This window comes from Desulfonatronum zhilinae, assembly GCF_900182865.1.
In the GTDB taxonomy this organism is placed as follows: Bacteria; Desulfobacterota; Desulfovibrionia; order Desulfovibrionales; family Desulfonatronaceae; genus Desulfonatronum; species Desulfonatronum lacustre.
Genome location: NZ_FXUJ01000015.1, coordinates 70,586 through 85,155, shown reverse-complemented (window position 1 = coordinate 85,155; position 14,570 = coordinate 70,586). Strand labels below are relative to the sequence as shown.

Here is a 14,570-nt window from a genome sequence, read left to right as displayed (position 1 = left end):
CTCTGACTTCAACCTTCATCCTTCAGCCTTCCCCCCTCATGAACATCGCCGCCTGGTGCATCCAAAACAACCGGACTTCCCTGGTCGTCTTCGCCCTCCTGGCCTTTCTCGGGCTGAGCACCTACCTGAGCATCCCTCGCCTGGAAGACCCCGAATTCACCGTGCGCGTCGCCCTGGTGATCACCCCCTTTCCCGGCGCATCGCCTCAGCGCGTGGAAGAACTGGTCACGGACAAGCTGGAGGAGCGCATCCGGGAAATCGCGGAGGTGGATTATATCACCTCCCAGTCCATGTCCGGCCTGTCCATCATTGAGGTGAACATCCAGCAGCGGTTCAAGGATCTGGGCCCGATCTGGCAGAACCTGCGCAACAAGGTGGCCGACGCGGCCCCGGATCTGCCCGACGGCGTTCTGCCGTCCATGGTCAACGACGAGTTCGGCGATGTGTTCGGTATTCTCATCGCCCTGACCGGAGACGGCTACACCTACCGGGAGATGAAGGACGCCGCAGACCATATCCGGGATCAGCTTCTGCGCCTGGAGGACGTGGGCAAGGTATCGCTGCACGGGGTCCAGGAAGAGCGCATCTTCGTGGAGTTTTCCAATGCCCGGCTAGCCGAGTTCGGCTTCAGCCCGGCCCATGTGCTCCACCTGCTCCGCGCCCAGAACGCCATTCAGCCCAGCGGCGTGGCCCTGGTGGGCACGGAACGGATCGTCATCGAGCCCACCGGCGAATTCACCTCTCTGGACGACCTGGCCCAGGTCACCTTTCGCTTGCCGGGGCGAGCCGACAACATTTCCCTGCGGGATTTCGCCACCATCACCCGGGACTACGTGGACCCGCCCGATCCCATGGCCCGGTTCAACGGCCAGCGCACCCTGATCGTGGCCGTGAGCATGGCCCAGGGCGGCAAGATCACGGATCTGGGGGATAGGGTCCAGGAACGATTGACCGAGCTGCGGGCCAACCTGCCCATGGGCCTGGATCTGGATATCCTGCTTTTCCAGCCGGATTTCGTCCGCACGGCCATTGACGACTTCATGGTCAACCTGTTTTTGGCCTTCGTCTTCGTGGTCGGGGCCATGTTCGTATTCACGGGACTGCGCACCGGCATCGTGGCCGGGCTGATCATCCCCATGTCCATCCTGACCTGCATCGCCCTGATGCCCGTGTTCGGCGTGGACCTGCAGCGAGTGTCCATCGCCTCGTTCATCATCGCCCTGGGTCTGCTGGTGGCCAACGGCGTGGTGGTCAGCGAAAACATTCTGGTCCGTTTGAACCGGGGCGAAGACCGCCTCAACGCGGCCGTCCGGTCGGTGCGCGAGCTCTGGTTTCCCCTGCTAACCTCCTCCCTGACCACGATCTTCGCCTTCATGCCCATCCCCATGGCCAAGTCCGAGACCGGCGAATACACCACGTCTCTGTTCATCGTGGTCAGCCTGACCCTGCTGCTGTCCTGGATATTCTCTCTGACCATGGTCCCCCTGCTCAGTTACTATTTCCAGAAACCACGCCAAAGGGAGCGCCAAAACGGTGGCCAGCCTTTTTCCGGGTTCTGGTATCGGGGATTCCGGGCTCTGCTGCTGTTCTGCCTGCGCCGTCGGAAGCTCTTTCTGACCTTCGCCCTGCTGCTGACCATCGGCGGGACCGCGGCCTTCAGCCTGGTGCCGGCCATCTTCTTCCCGCCCAATGACCGGGAAATGTTCACCATCGACTTCTGGCAGCCCTTTGGCACGGATATCCGCTCCACCGCGGACCGGTTGGCCGATCTGGAAGCCCACTTGATCGATCAACCCGGCGTGGCCTCTCTGGGCGCGTTCATCGGCGACGGCGGCCCGCGCTGGGACCTCGCCGTGAACCCGGAACACCCAAATCCCAACTACGCCTTCGTCATCGTGAACACCAAAACTCTGGAGGACGTCGGTCCGCTGATCCGGTCCACCAGGGTTTATCTGGACGATCACTTTCCAGACGCCCGGCATACGGTACGTCGCCTGGAACTGGGCCCGCCCGTGGGCGCGCCGATCCAGATCCGCGTCTCCGGCCCGGATATTGGCGCCCTGTACCGGCTGCGGGACGCGATCAGCCAGGCCATCGCTCCCATCGAGGGCATCAGTGCCATCTACGACGACTGGGGCGAGTGGACCAAGAAAATGGTCGTGGACGTGAACCAGGAGCAGGCCAAACGTGCCGGGCTGAGCACCCAGGACATCGCCTTGTCCCTGCAAACCCAGATCTCCGGCCTCACGGCCACCCAGTTCCGGGAAGGCGACAACCTTGTGCCCGTGGTCCTGCGGGCCCAGGAGAGCTTTCGAGAGGATCTGGGCAACATCGAGGGGCTCAACGTCTATGCCTTTGAAGACGGCCAAAGCGTGCCTCTGCTCCAACTGGCCTCCACCAGGCTGACCTGGCAGCCCAGCGACATCCGTCGCAGGGACCAGACCCGGACCATGACCGTAAAGGTGGAGATTTCCGGGCGCTACGCCGAGGATGTCCTGGCCGAGGTCCAGGCCCGGATAGACCGGATCGTCCAGGGGCCGGAATGGCCGGATCACTATTTCGTGGAGTACGGCGGAGAGGTGGAGGAAAGCACCGAGGCCAACGCCTCGGTCATGGCCGGGGTGCCTCTGGCCATGGGCCTGCTGGCCCTGGTGCTCATCGTGCAGTTCAATTCCATTCGCCGCTTTCTGATCATCCTGCTGACCATCCCGCCGATGATGGTCGGAATCAGCGCCGGCCTGCTGCTGACCCGGGAGCCCTTCGGGTTCATGGCCATGCTGGGTATGATCAGTCTGGTGGGGATCATCGTGAACAACGCCATCCTGATCCTGGACCGGATGGACATCGAACGGGCCGAGGGCAAGCCAGAACAGGAACTGGTGGTCAACGCGGTGCTGGAACGGCTGCGGGCCATCTTCCTCACCGCGGTCACCACGATCATGGGCCTGGTCCCCCTGGCCGTGCTGGGCGGCGACATGTGGCGGCCCATGGCCAACGTCCTGATCTTCGGCCTGGCCTTCTCCTCCCTGTTCACCCTGGTGCTCTGCCCGGTGCTCTACGCCGCGTTCTTCCGGGTGCGGTTCGCGAAGTCGTAGGCCTGGAGCGGCAAAGCCGTCCGGAATCGAACAGAAATCGTAACTACTCAGCACAGAGTGATTCTGCTGCCGGGGTCGGAATCGGGATCGGGATCGGGATCGAAAACGCTGGGATGCTTCTTAATTCTTCCTGTTTCGATTCCGACCCCGATACCGATTGCCGGAGCAAGAGCGGACACAAAATGTACTGAGTAGTTACCAGAAATCTAATCAGTGGAGGCAGAGAAACAAAAGGAGATCACGCGAATAAACGGAGGAAAAGCGAAGGAAAAGAGGGAAAAAAAGCGGAAAGGTATTTTTTTTTGGCGGAGAGGGAGGGATTCGAACCCTCGATAGAAGTTTTAGCCCCTATACTCGCTTAGCAGGCGAGCGCCTTCGTCCGCCTCGGCCACCTCTCCCCAAAGAGGACAGTCTCCTATCCAAATCTTCGGACCGGGTCAAGTAGGAGCGGACCTGTGCGTCCGCCCCTACAGTTCGGATAGTGCGCCCGCCTTTGACAGAACCACGCCCCCCGGATACATTCCACGACCGGTTTTTCCTGGACATCTTACCTTAACGGCAGGCCCTTCATGGAACAATTTCCTCGCGTACACAGACTGCCCCCCTATGTTTTCGCCGTGGTCAACGAACTCAAGGCCCGGATGCGTCATCAAGGGGAGGACATCATTGATCTCGGCATGGGCAATCCGGACCTGGCCACGCCCAAGCACATCGTGGACAAGCTGTGCGAAGCCGCGCACAAGGCCACGAACCATCGCTATTCCGCTTCCAAGGGTATTCCCAAGTTGCGCCTGGCCATCTGCGACTGGTACTGGCGGCGGTTCGGGGTGGAGCTGAACCCGGACCAGGAGTCCGTGGTCACCCTGGGCGCCAAGGAAGGCTTGGCCCACCTGGCCATGGTCATGCTCAGCCCCGGCGACGTGGTCTTTGCCCAGGACCCGACATATCCCATCCATCCCTACTCGGCGATCATCGCCGGCGCGGATGTCCGACGCATCCCCATTGGTCGGGACCGGGACTTTTTCGAAGATCTGATGGTGGCCACCCGCCAGACCTGGCCCCAGCCCAAGGTGCTGATCATCTCCTATCCGCACAATCCCACCACCCAGTGCGTGGACCTGGCCTTTTTCGAAAAGATCGTGGATTTCGCCAAGGAACACAAAATGTACGTGATCCACGATCTGGCCTACGCCGACCTGACCTTTGACGGCTACCAGGCCCCCAGCTTTTTGCAGGCCAAGGGCGCCAAGGACGTGGGCGTAGAGTTCTTCTCCTTGTCAAAGAGCTACTCCATGGCCGGCTGGCGGGTCGGATTTTGCGCGGGCAACCGGGACATGGTCCAGGCCCTGACCCGGATCAAGAGCTACCTGGACTACGGCATGTTCCAGCCCGTTCAGATCGCGGCGATCATCGCCCTGAACGGCCCTCAGGACTGCGTCCAGGAAATCGTGGAGACCTACAAGGATCGCCGGGATGCACTGATCGAAGGCCTGCACCGCATCGGCTGGGACGTTCCCTCGCCCAAGGGCACGATGTTCGTCTGGGCCCAGATTCCCGAAGAATTCCGAAGCATGGGTTCGGTGGAGTTCTCCAAGCTGCTCCTGCGGGAAGGCAAGGTGGCCGTGTCTCCGGGGCTTGGTTTCGGAAACTACGGCGACGACCACGTCCGCTTCGCCCTGGTGGAGAACCGCCACCGCATCAATCAGGCAATCCGCGGATTGCGCAAAGTCATTTCGGGGGAATCATGTCCGGAGAGCTGATCCGCCTGGGACTGGCCGGACTGGGCACCGTGGGCACGGGGCTGGCCAAGATCCTGGCCTCCAACGCGGATTGGATCGAGCGACGGCTGGGCCGACGCGTGACGATCAAAACCGCTTTGGTCCGCGATCCGTCCAAAGTCCGTGACGTTCCAGAGGACATGCCCATCCGGCTGACCGCCGACATCCAGGATTTACTCGACGATCCGGAACTGGACATCATCGTGGAGTTGATGGGCGGCCAGGACACAGCCTACGAACTGATCACGAAATCCCTACGCTCGGGTCGGCACGTGGTCACGGCCAACAAGGCCTTGCTGGCCAAACGGAGCAACGAACTTTTCGCCCTGGCTGCGGAACACGGGGTGGGCCTGGGTTACGAAGCGAGCATCGCCGGGGGTATTCCCATTGTCCAGACCCTCAAGGAAGGGCTGGCCGGCAATCGGATCAATGTACTCACCGGCATTCTCAACGGCACGGCCAACTTCATCCTCTCGGAAATGACATCCCGAGGACTGGACTTCCAGACCGCCCTGCGCCAGGCCCAGGTCAAGGGCTATGCCGAGGCCGACCCCACCCTGGACATCGAAGGACTGGACGCGGCCCACAAGCTGATTCTGCTGATCCGGCTGGCCCATGGTCAGGACTATCCCCTGGGCAGCCTGCCGGTCACGGGCATCACCCACGTGGACCCACAGGACATCGCCTTTGCCGAGGAGTTCGGCTACAGGATCAAGCTCATCGCCCAGGTCCGGGAGTCCGACGGCCTGCTGGACGCCGGGGTGTTCACGGCCCTGGTCCGGCGGGAGGCCATCCTGGGCAAGGTGGACGGCCCGTTCAACGCCATCCTCCTGGACGGCGACGCGGTGGGGCCGATCATGCTCTACGGCCAGGGAGCCGGAGACCTGCCCACGGGCAGCGCCGTGCTCGCGGACATCATGAGCCTGGTTCGCAACGGCCGGGCCCCGGACAATACGGGCTTCCAGAACGCCACCCTGCCCCCGGCCCGCATTCTGCCCCCCGAACTGGTTCGCTCCCGGCACTATTTCCGCTTTTCCGTCCAGGATCGCCCCGGCGTGCTGGCCAGCATCGCCGGGATGCTCGGGCAACGCAACATCAGCATTGCCCAGGTGGTCCAGAAGGGGTCACCGACGGGACGCAGCGTTCCGGTGGTCATCGTCACCCACAAGGCCCAGGCCCAGGACGTCCAGGCGGCCGTCGGCGAAATCGATGGGCAAAGCTTCATCACCGCCCCCACGGTGCATCACAGGATACTCCCCTCCCCGGCATGAACGCTGTTTGCCGCGATAGACCACGGTGCCACGGAATCATCCCGGCCCGCTTCGCTTCCACTCGTTTTCCGGGCAAGCCGCTGACCGACATTCTGGGCAAGCCCATGATCTGGCACGTGTACCAGCGAGCCCGGGCCTGTCCGGAACTGTGCGGCGTGACCCTGGCCACGGACGACCAACGCATTCTGGACGTGGCCGGGGAGCTGGACATTCCGGCGACCATGACCCGCGACGACCACCCCAGCGGCACTGACCGGACTCTGGAAGCCGCTGAACGACTGGGGGTCGACACGGACGACGTGGTGGTCAACATCCAGGGCGACGAACCGGCCCTGTGCCCGGAACTGTTGACATTGCTGCTCAGCCCCTTTGACGACCCAGCCGTCCAGGTGAGCACATTGGCCAGACCGCTTTCTCCCGAAGAGGCCCGGAGTCCCGACGTGGTCAAGGTCGTCACCGACGCCCGGAGCCAAGCCCTCTACTTCTCCCGCGCCCTGATCCCTTACCCCAGGGAAGGAACCGGCGAATTTCTGGGCCATATCGGACTGTACGCCTTCCGGATGCGCACCCTGCGCGCCTTTGTCGACCTGGGTCCGGGCAAGCTGGAACAGATTGAAAAACTGGAACAACTACGGCTTCTTGAAGCAGGCATTCCCATCCGCGTTCTGCGCACGGAGCACCGCACCCACGGCGTGGACCGGCCCGAGGACGTCCCCAGCGTTTGCACGCTGCTCCGGGAGCAAGGATTGGCCTGAATTTCGGCCATCATCACGACAAACCCACATGAGGCACGACATGCGCGCAATATTGGCCCTTGAAGACGGCGCCTGGTTCGCCGGACGCTCCTTTACCGGCGAAGGCGAAGCCGGCGGCGAGGTGATTTTCAACACCGGCATGACAGGATATCAGGAAGTGCTCACCGACCCCTCGTACATCGGCCAGATGGTCTGCATGACCTATCCGCTGATGGGCAACTACGGGGTCAACCCCGAAGACGTGGAGTCCGACCGGGTCCAGGTGGAGGCGATGATCGTCAAGGAGTGCTGCAAGCAACCCTCCAACTGGCGGGCCACCCAGTCCCTGCCGGACTATCTGCGCGACGCCGGGGTGGTCGGCCTGGAAGGCATCGACACCCGGGCTCTGACCCGGCATCTGCGCATTCATGGAGCCCAGCGCGGCATCATCTCCACCCGGAACGTCCCGGTCCAGGAGCTGGTGGAACAGGCCCGGGCCCTGCCTTCCATGGAGGGCGCGAACCTGGTCCAACGGGTCAATGTTCCCGGCCCGTACGTCTGGGACGGCCAAAGGCCGCAGCCGGTGAACATCGATCAGGGCTTTTCCTGGCCCGACCGAGGATATGGCAAAAGATACCGGGTGGTGGTCTTTGATTTCGGCATCAAGTGGAGCATCCTGCGCATTCTTCAGGAAAAGGGGCTGGATATGCTGATGGTCCCCTCCACCTTTACGGCGGATCAGGTCCTGGCCCTGAAGCCGGACGCGGTGTTTCTGGGCAACGGACCGGGCGACCCGGCGGCGGTGACCGAAGCGGTCCAGACCGCGAGAACGCTCACGGACAAACTGCCCATGGCCGGAATCTGCCTGGGTCAGCAGATCATGGGCCTGGCCCTGGGCGGGACCACCTTCAAACTGAAGTTCGGCCACCACGGCCTGAACCATCCGGTCAAGGAACTGGCCACGGGCCGGGTGGAGATTTCCTCCCAAAACCACGGTTTTTGCGTAGACTTCGGGCAGGCCGATTTTTACGAACCCACCCACATCAATCTCAATGACAACACCCTGGAAGGCTTCCGGCACAAGACCAAGCCGCTGATGGCCGTCCAGCACCACCCCGAAGCCGGTCCCGGCCCCCACGACTGTCGCTCGTTCTTCGACCGCTTCATCTCCATGTTGGACGACGTGGTCGGCAAACGTTAGGAGGGCTCCCATGTCCAAGGAACTGATCAAGGCCCGGGCCTCGCTGGCGGGCATCGGCACCCTGCTTAAGCAACAAAAAGTCCTGCCCGCGGTCCTGGCGCTGCACGACGCCCTGGGCCAGATCATCCGTACGCCTTTGATGAAAAGCGAAAAGGCGGACTTTGAGCGTTCCCTGGAGAAAGCCGTCTATCAGCTCAACGGTGACGCCAATCTGCGCAAAATCTACCCGATCCTGCTCAAATACACACCCGGTGAGGAAGCCGAACTCCAGAGTATGCTCCGGGAATTGCTGGGCGAGCTGCAGGAAAGCGCGGTCCAGGACGCCAGAGACATGCTGGCCGAACGGGAACGCCGCAAGCAGGAAGGACTGGCCAAGGGCCAACAGTTGATCCTGGAAGGCCAGTACGATCCCGCGGGCCAGTTCTTCGACAAGATGCTCAAGTATTTCCACGACGATCAGGAGCTCCGGGTGGACATCGGCGAACTGTTCCTCGAGGCTGGCCAGTTCGACCAAGCCTTCACCTACCTGCTCGAATCCTTGCGGAACAACCCGGAATCCGTCCATCTGCTGAACCGCATCGGCATGGGCCTGCGCAAGCTGGGCAAGTTCGAGGAGGCGGAACAGTGTTTTCTGCAGGCCCTGAAGCTGTCCACGGACGACGAACGGCTTTATTTCAACCTGGGCCGCGTCTATGTCGACCGGGCCCAATGGGATAAGGCCGAGCAAGCCGCTTCCAAGGCCATGGTCCTTAATCCCGACCTGGAACAGGCCAAAAAAATGCGGAATTTCGCCCAACGCAAGCAAAAGGGCTGATCATTTTTCCCATACGTTGACAATTGTCCTCAACACTCTCTATCAACCAGAGTTTTGTCACGGCCCGACCCCGTACACCCCATTTTGCCAAAGGACGACGTTCCATGTCCACTTCCATCGATACCGCCGTCTTCGTCCCCAGCCCCTCCCGTGCTTCGGCCTGTCTCGACTGGCTGCAAATGCTCACCGGCGCCGGCCTGATCCTGTTCATGTGGGCGCACATGATTCTGGTGGCCAGCGTGATCATCGGTCCGGGAGTGATGAACGCCATCGCCCATTTTTTCGAGGCCACCTACATGGCCCAGGTGGGCGGCCCGATGATCGGCTTGATCTTCCTGCTGCACTTCGTGCTGGCGGCCCGCAAGATTCCTTTCCGGGCCGAACAGCAGTCCAAAATCTGGAAGCACTCCCGGATGCTGGCCCACAAGGACACTTGGCTCTGGCTCGTCCAGGTGGTCACGGCCATGATCATCCTGATCATGGGGGCGATCCACATGTGGGTGGTGCTCACGGACCTGCCCATCACCGCGGAAAAAAGCGCGGCCCGGATTCAGGACGGTTTCTGGATGGGCTTCTATCTCGTTTTGCTGCCCCTGGTGGAACTGCACGTAGGCGTGGGCTTGTACCGGATCGCCGTAAAGTGGGGATTCGTGGGCCGGGCCGATCGGCCCAGAATGCAGCGCATCGAGTACATCGTCACCGGCGGGTTCATCTTCATCGGCCTGATGGCCCTGCTCCGGTTTTACTTTCTCGCGATATAGCGGGGATGCGGGTTCACGGTTCACAGTTATTTCAAGCATAAGATAAGGATAGACCACATGCAGACCTTCCAAACCGACCTTCTGTGCATCGGCGCCGGACTCGCCGGAGAGCGCGTGGCCATCGAGGCCGCCGCCGCCGGATTCGACGTCACCTGTCTGAGCCTTGTCCCGGCCCGCCGCTCCCACTCTTCCGCTGCGCAGGGGGGCATGCAGGCAGCCCTGGGCAACTGCGCCATGGGCGAGGGGGATTCTCCGGACGTGCATTTCGAGGACACGGTCAAAGGTTCGGACTGGGGCTGCGATCAGGAGGTGGCCCGGCTGTTCTGCGACAACGCGCCCATTGCCATGCGCCAGTTGGCGGCCTGGGGCGTACCCTGGAACCGGGTCGTGCCGGGCAAGTCCACCTATTTCAAGGGTGGCAAGCTGTTCGAAAAGGAAGAAAAGCAGGAGAAGGAAGGGCTGATCACGGCCCGGGCCTTCGGCGGCACGGCCAAATGGCGAACCTGCTACACCTCCGACGGCACGGGCCACACCGTACTCTACACCATGGACAACCGGGCCGTGCAGTTGGGCGTTGCGGTCCATGACAAGATCGAGGCCCTCAGCCTGATCCACGACGGAGAAAACTGTCTGGGCGCGGTGGTCCGGTGCCTGAAAACCGGCGAGTTGCGCGTCTATCTGGCCCGGGTCACCCTCATCGCCACCGGCGGTTTCGGCCGGATCTACCGGGAATCCACCAATGCCGTGATCAACGACGGCGGCGGCCTGATCATCGCTCTGGACACCGGAGTCGTCCCCCTGGGCAACATGGAGGCGGTCCAGTTCCATCCCACGGGCATCGTGCCCACGGACATCCTGGTCACCGAAGGCTGCCGCGGCGACGGCGGGACCTTGCTGGACAAGAATGAACACCGCTTCATGCCCGACTACGAACCGGACAAGGCCGAACTGGCCTCACGGGACGTGGTCTCCCGCTGGATGACCCATCATATGCGCCAGGGACTGGGCGCACCCAGCCCTTACGGCGACCACCTCTGGCTGGATATCCGTCATCTGGGCTGCCACCATCTGGCCACCAAGCTGCGGGAAGTGGACGAAATCTGCAAGAATTTCCTGGGCATTGACCCTGCCGTAAACCTGATCCCGGTCCGTCCCACCCAGCACTACAGCATGGGAGGGGTGCGCACGGACAAGGACGGTCTGGCCTACGGCCTGAAAGGCCTGTTCTCCGCCGGGGAGGCGGCCTGTTGGGACATGCACGGCTTCAACCGCCTGGGCGGCAACTCCCTGGCCGAAACCGTGGTCGCCGGAATGATCGTCGGCGCGAAGGTCGTGGAATACCTCCGAAACCACCAGGTTTCCTATCCCACCGGCTTGATCCGGGACTTCGCCGCCCAGCAGCAAGACCGGACCAAGCGTCTGATTTCCAAGGCCGACGGCAAGGAAAATGTCTTCACCGTGCGCAACGCCATGTACGACGCTCTGATGCACGGCGCGGGCATCTTCCGCAACGGCAAGGACCTGGAAGCCTGTGTCCAAGCGCTCCAGGAGGTCCATGAGCGGGCCAATAAAATCGGTCTGCGCTCCAACGGTCGGGGCGCGAACCCGGAACTGGCTCTGGCCCTGCGCTTGCCGGGCATGGTCCGCCTGGCCCTATGCGTGGCCCAGGGAGCCCTGCAACGCACGGAAAGCCGGGGCAGCCATGCCCGGGAAGACTACCCGGAACGCAACGACCGCGACTGGCTGGTGCGCACCCTGGCCACCTGGCAACCCGGCGCACCTCTGCCGACCCTGAACTACGAACCGGTCTCCCAAGTCTGGTCCATTCCCCCGGGCGAACGCGGCTACGGCGGCGGCAAGATCATCCCGGCGGAGCCCAAGGAATAGGCTGAAAGCTGACTTGTATCGAACCATGGTGGAACTGAGACACTATCGAACCTCTGATGGTCGAGATCATGTTTCAGAGTGGCTCGATAGCCTGGAAGCCGCCACAAGAGCACGTATAACGAGAAGATTGAATCGGTTTGCTTCTGGTCTTATGGGAGATTGTAAATCCGTAGGCGACGGCGTGACAGAAGCTCGAGAAATGTTTGGCCCTGGATATCGAATATACTTTGCACGAATAGGTGACCAAGTCATCCTTTTGCTTTGCGGTGGAAGCAAGACAAATCAACAAGAGGATATCAGTCGCGCCAAGAAATTTCTGCGAGACTACAAGCTGAGGAGCGAACAATGAGTGTATACGGCGCTGCATCCATTTCCCATCATGATGCCATTGTGGGCCTTCTGAAGAAAGATCCGGAATTTGCAAAAGCATATCTTCAGCAAACTCTTGAGGAAGACGCGAATGATCCAAAGTCTCTCAGCATGGCACTGAAGCAACTTGCGGATGCCATGGGAGTAAACTGGTTGACGGAGAGGCTTGCATTCATGTCTTCGCAAACATCAGCGATACAGAGTGAAATAGCATTCTTGGAAAGCCGGATAACACAACTGGATAATGCATCCTACACCAGACTTCGCGATTGGTTTCTGAAGTTTGACCAAGCACGATGGGATAAAGAAATCAAAGCGGATTCTAGCTCTAAAAGAATCGACTTTCTCATTGATGCCGCTTTAGTCAAGCATGAAAACGAGAGAACCAAAAACTCATAAATATCCATCACAAAACCAATTAGCCCCGAACGATACGTTTGCATCACGTAAAACGAGGAACCGCATGGCCAGGAACCTGACCTTTTCCATTTTTCGCTATAATCCCCAGGACCCGATCTCCGTGCCGCATACGGACACCTTTGTCCTGGACGAGACCAACCACATGACCCTGTTCATCGCCCTGAACAGAATCCGCGAGGAACAAGACCCCGGCTTACAATTCGATTTCTGTTGCCGGGCCGGGATCTGCGGAGCCTGCGCCATGGTTGTCAACGGTCGTCCGGGTCTGGCCTGTCATACCAAGACCAAGGACCTTCCGGACGCCATCACCTTGATGCCCCTGCCCTTTTTCACCCTAGTGGGCGATCTCTCCGTGGATACGGGGACTTGGTTTCGGAACATGGCCCAACGAGTCCGCTCCTGGGTGCACACGGACAAGGACTTCGACCCCAAGGCCTTGGAAGAACGCATGGACAACGCCGTGGCCGAGGAAATCTACGAACTGGAACGCTGCATCGAGTGCGGCTGCTGCGTGGCCGCCTGCGGCACAGCGATCATGCGTCCCGATTTTCTGGGCGCCGCCGGGCTGAACCGCCTGGCCCGCTTTGTTCTCGACCCGCGGGACAAGCGCACGGAACAGGACTACTTCGACATCGTGGGCAACGACCAGGGCATCTTCGGCTGCATGGGCCTTCTGGCCTGCGAGGACGTCTGCCCCAAGCATCTGCCCTTGCAGGATCAGCTGGGCATGCTGCGCTGGAAAATGGGGTGGGCCGGCATCATGAATCTGTTGCCGTGGAAAAGGAAATAAGGAGTCAGCCGTGCGTACCGTCACATCATCCGATATCGCGGACCGGGTCGCGGAAATGGTGGTCCGGGCCAACCGCGTCCTGCCTCCGGACGTCCTGACCGCCATCAGCCGCGCCAAGGAAAATGAAAGCTCCCCCTCGGGGCGGGAAATCCTCGGGCAGCTTGAGGAAAACGCGGCCCTGGCCAGGGAAAGCGGCCTGCCGCTTTGCCAGGACACGGGCATGGCCGTCTTTTTCGTGGAACTGGGCGAACAGTGCCGGGTGGAAGGCGCGAACCTGCGCGAGGCCATTACCCAGGGCATGGTCCGTGGCTACCAGGACGGTCTGCTGCGCAAATCCATGTGCCATCCGCTGACCCGCAAGAACACCGGCGACAATACCCCCGCCGTGATTCACGTGGACCTCGTGGAAGGGGACGGCTTGAAAATATCCTTCATGGCCAAGGGCGGAGGCAGCGAGAACATGTCCCGGGTGACCATGCTCTCTCCGGCCCAGGGCTGGAAAGGCATCAAGGACTTCGTCCTGGGCCGGGTGGCCGAGGCCGGTCCCAACCCCTGCCCGCCGACCATGCTCGGCATCGGCATCGGCGGCTCCTTCGAGCTGGCCCCCAAGCTGGCCAAGCAGGCCCTGCTCCGCCCGCTGGACCAGCCCCATCCGGACCCGGAAATCGCCCGGATGGAACAGGAACTGCTGGAAGAGATCAACACCCTGGGGATCGGCCCCATGGGCCTGGGCGGCGACACCACCTGCCTGGGGGTGCGCATCAGCATGGCCCCCTGCCATATCGCCAGCCTGCCCCTGGCCGTGAACGTTCAATGCCATTCCGCACGCCACGAGGAGGTGGAGCTGTGAGCAAGGAATATCGATTGCAGGCCCCTCTGCGCGACGAGGACGTGATTCAACTCAAGGTCGGGGACCGGGTGCTGCTCTCCGGCATCATCTACACGGCCCGGGACGCGGCGCACAAAAAGATCATCCAGGCCCTGGAAAGCGGCTCGGAACTGCCCTTTCCCCTCAAGGGTGCGGTCATCTACTACGTCGGCCCGTCCCCGGCCCCGGAAGGTCGGCCCATCGGCTCCGCCGGCCCCACCACCAGCTACCGCATGGACAGTTACACGCCCCGACTGCACAGCCTCGGAGTCAAGGCGACCATTGGCAAGGGCAAGCGCAGCCAGGACGTCAAGGACGCCCTGGTCCGCCACAACGCCGTCTACTTCGGGGCCACCGGCGGAGCCGGGGCCCTGCTCTCCCAACGTATTGAGTCTTCCAAGATCATCGCCTTCGAAGACCTCGGCCCGGAGGCTGTCCGGGAACTGGTGGTCCGGGACTTTCCCTTGCTGGTGGTCAACGACGCCTTTGGAGGCGAACTCTACGCCAAACCGAATCTGCCCGGCTAACCTTTCGCCGTTCGGAGGGACGCTCATGGACGACAAGGAATCCGTCCGCACCGGT

Annotated in this window: 13 protein-coding genes and 1 tRNA gene; 13 read left to right on the top strand and 1 reads right to left on the bottom strand. The window is 61.6% G+C overall.

Features of this window, described 5'->3' with window-relative positions:
* The first annotated feature begins 38 nt into the window (after positions 1-38).
* Positions 39-3,095: an efflux RND transporter permease subunit gene (locus AC559A_RS12685; protein WP_498818196.1), complete on the top strand. Its 3,057-nt coding sequence runs from the start codon at positions 39-41 to the stop codon at positions 3,093-3,095.
* A 303-nt stretch (positions 3,096-3,398) separates the two neighbouring features.
* Here the strand turns inward: AC559A_RS12685 and AC559A_RS12680 are convergent.
* Positions 3,399-3,493: transfer RNA gene (locus tag AC559A_RS12680), tRNA-Ser, on the bottom strand.
* A 171-nt stretch (positions 3,494-3,664) separates the two neighbouring features.
* On the opposite strand from AC559A_RS12680, the gene AC559A_RS12675 reads away from it, so the two are divergent.
* The 12 genes from AC559A_RS12675 to AC559A_RS12620 all read left to right on the top strand — a co-directional run bounded on the left by AC559A_RS12675 (position 3,665) and on the right by AC559A_RS12620 (position 14,515).
* Positions 3,665-4,855: an aminotransferase class I/II-fold pyridoxal phosphate-dependent enzyme gene (locus tag AC559A_RS12675; protein WP_028571363.1), complete on the top strand. Its 1,191-nt coding sequence runs from the start codon at positions 3,665-3,667 to the stop codon at positions 4,853-4,855.
* Positions 4,840-6,144 carry a homoserine dehydrogenase gene (locus AC559A_RS12670; protein ID WP_498818195.1) on the top strand — a complete coding sequence of 435 codons (1,305 nt, stop codon included), beginning with the start codon at positions 4,840-4,842 and terminating at the stop codon, positions 6,142-6,144. Before AC559A_RS12675 ends, AC559A_RS12670 begins: the two co-directional genes overlap by 16 nt.
* Complete coding sequence (gene kdsB, locus AC559A_RS12665) at positions 6,141-6,899, top strand: 3-deoxy-manno-octulosonate cytidylyltransferase (RefSeq protein ID WP_498818194.1); 759 nt, start codon at positions 6,141-6,143, stop codon at positions 6,897-6,899. Before AC559A_RS12670 ends, kdsB begins: the two co-directional genes overlap by 4 nt.
* 40 nt (positions 6,900-6,939) lie before the next feature.
* Positions 6,940-8,079 carry a glutamine-hydrolyzing carbamoyl-phosphate synthase small subunit gene (gene carA, locus AC559A_RS12660; RefSeq protein ID WP_498818193.1) on the top strand — a complete coding sequence of 380 codons (1,140 nt, stop codon included), beginning with the start codon at positions 6,940-6,942 and terminating at the stop codon, positions 8,077-8,079.
* Between the two features lie 10 nt (positions 8,080-8,089).
* Positions 8,090-8,893: a tetratricopeptide repeat protein gene (locus AC559A_RS12655; RefSeq protein ID WP_498818192.1), complete on the top strand. Its 804-nt coding sequence runs from the start codon at positions 8,090-8,092 to the stop codon at positions 8,891-8,893.
* 104 nt (positions 8,894-8,997) lie between these two features.
* The gene (locus AC559A_RS12650; RefSeq protein WP_498818191.1) at positions 8,998-9,654 is read left to right on the top strand and encodes a succinate dehydrogenase/fumarate reductase transmembrane subunit; all 657 of its coding nucleotides are present in this window, start codon (positions 8,998-9,000) and stop codon (positions 9,652-9,654) included.
* Between the two features lie 57 nt (positions 9,655-9,711).
* Positions 9,712-11,541 (top strand): fumarate reductase flavoprotein subunit, encoded by a 1,830-nt coding sequence (locus AC559A_RS12645; protein WP_498818190.1) that lies wholly within the window; start codon positions 9,712-9,714, stop codon positions 11,539-11,541.
* A 25-nt stretch (positions 11,542-11,566) separates the two neighbouring features.
* Entirely contained in the window at positions 11,567-11,890 is a 324-nt protein-coding gene (locus AC559A_RS12640; RefSeq protein ID WP_498818189.1) for a type II toxin-antitoxin system RelE/ParE family toxin, read from the top strand.
* A complete protein-coding gene (locus AC559A_RS12635; RefSeq protein ID WP_498818188.1) occupies positions 11,887-12,309 on the top strand; it encodes a hypothetical protein in 423 nt (140 codons plus the stop codon). The genes AC559A_RS12640 and AC559A_RS12635 overlap by 4 nt, the downstream gene beginning before the upstream one ends.
* Positions 12,310-12,373: 64 nt before the next feature.
* Entirely contained in the window at positions 12,374-13,120 is a 747-nt protein-coding gene (locus AC559A_RS12630; protein ID WP_028571356.1) for a fumarate reductase iron-sulfur subunit, read from the top strand.
* Between the two features lie 10 nt (positions 13,121-13,130).
* Entirely contained in the window at positions 13,131-13,970 is an 840-nt protein-coding gene (locus AC559A_RS12625; protein ID WP_498818187.1) for a fumarate hydratase, read from the top strand.
* Positions 13,934-14,515: a Fe-S-containing hydro-lyase gene (locus tag AC559A_RS12620; RefSeq protein WP_498818186.1), complete on the top strand. Its 582-nt coding sequence runs from the start codon at positions 13,934-13,936 to the stop codon at positions 14,513-14,515. The genes AC559A_RS12625 and AC559A_RS12620 overlap by 37 nt, the downstream gene beginning before the upstream one ends.
* Positions 14,516-14,570: the final 55 nt, after the last annotated feature.

Excerpts from the sequence above, each read along its gene's own strand:
- AC559A_RS12685 (WP_498818196.1), top strand. The coding sequence starts at position 39 with ATGAACATCGCCGCCTGGTGCATCCAAAACAACCGGACTTCCCTGGTC.
- carA (WP_498818193.1), top strand. The coding sequence starts at position 6,940 with ATGCGCGCAATATTGGCCCTTGAAGACGGCGCCTGGTTCGCCGGACGC.
- AC559A_RS12675 (WP_028571363.1), top strand. The coding sequence starts at position 3,665 with ATGGAACAATTTCCTCGCGTACACAGACTGCCCCCCTATGTTTTCGCC.
- AC559A_RS12650 (WP_498818191.1), top strand. The coding sequence starts at position 8,998 with ATGTCCACTTCCATCGATACCGCCGTCTTCGTCCCCAGCCCCTCCCGT.
- AC559A_RS12640 (WP_498818189.1), top strand. The coding sequence starts at position 11,567 with ATGGTGGAACTGAGACACTATCGAACCTCTGATGGTCGAGATCATGTT.
- AC559A_RS12620 (WP_498818186.1), top strand. The coding sequence starts at position 13,934 with ATGCCATTCCGCACGCCACGAGGAGGTGGAGCTGTGAGCAAGGAATAT.
- AC559A_RS12670 (WP_498818195.1), top strand. The coding sequence starts at position 4,840 with ATGTCCGGAGAGCTGATCCGCCTGGGACTGGCCGGACTGGGCACCGTG.
- AC559A_RS12645 (WP_498818190.1), top strand. The coding sequence starts at position 9,712 with ATGCAGACCTTCCAAACCGACCTTCTGTGCATCGGCGCCGGACTCGCC.
- AC559A_RS12635 (WP_498818188.1), top strand. The coding sequence starts at position 11,887 with ATGAGTGTATACGGCGCTGCATCCATTTCCCATCATGATGCCATTGTG.
- AC559A_RS12630 (WP_028571356.1), top strand. The coding sequence starts at position 12,374 with ATGGCCAGGAACCTGACCTTTTCCATTTTTCGCTATAATCCCCAGGAC.
- kdsB (WP_498818194.1), top strand. The coding sequence starts at position 6,141 with ATGAACGCTGTTTGCCGCGATAGACCACGGTGCCACGGAATCATCCCG.
- AC559A_RS12655 (WP_498818192.1), top strand. The coding sequence starts at position 8,090 with ATGTCCAAGGAACTGATCAAGGCCCGGGCCTCGCTGGCGGGCATCGGC.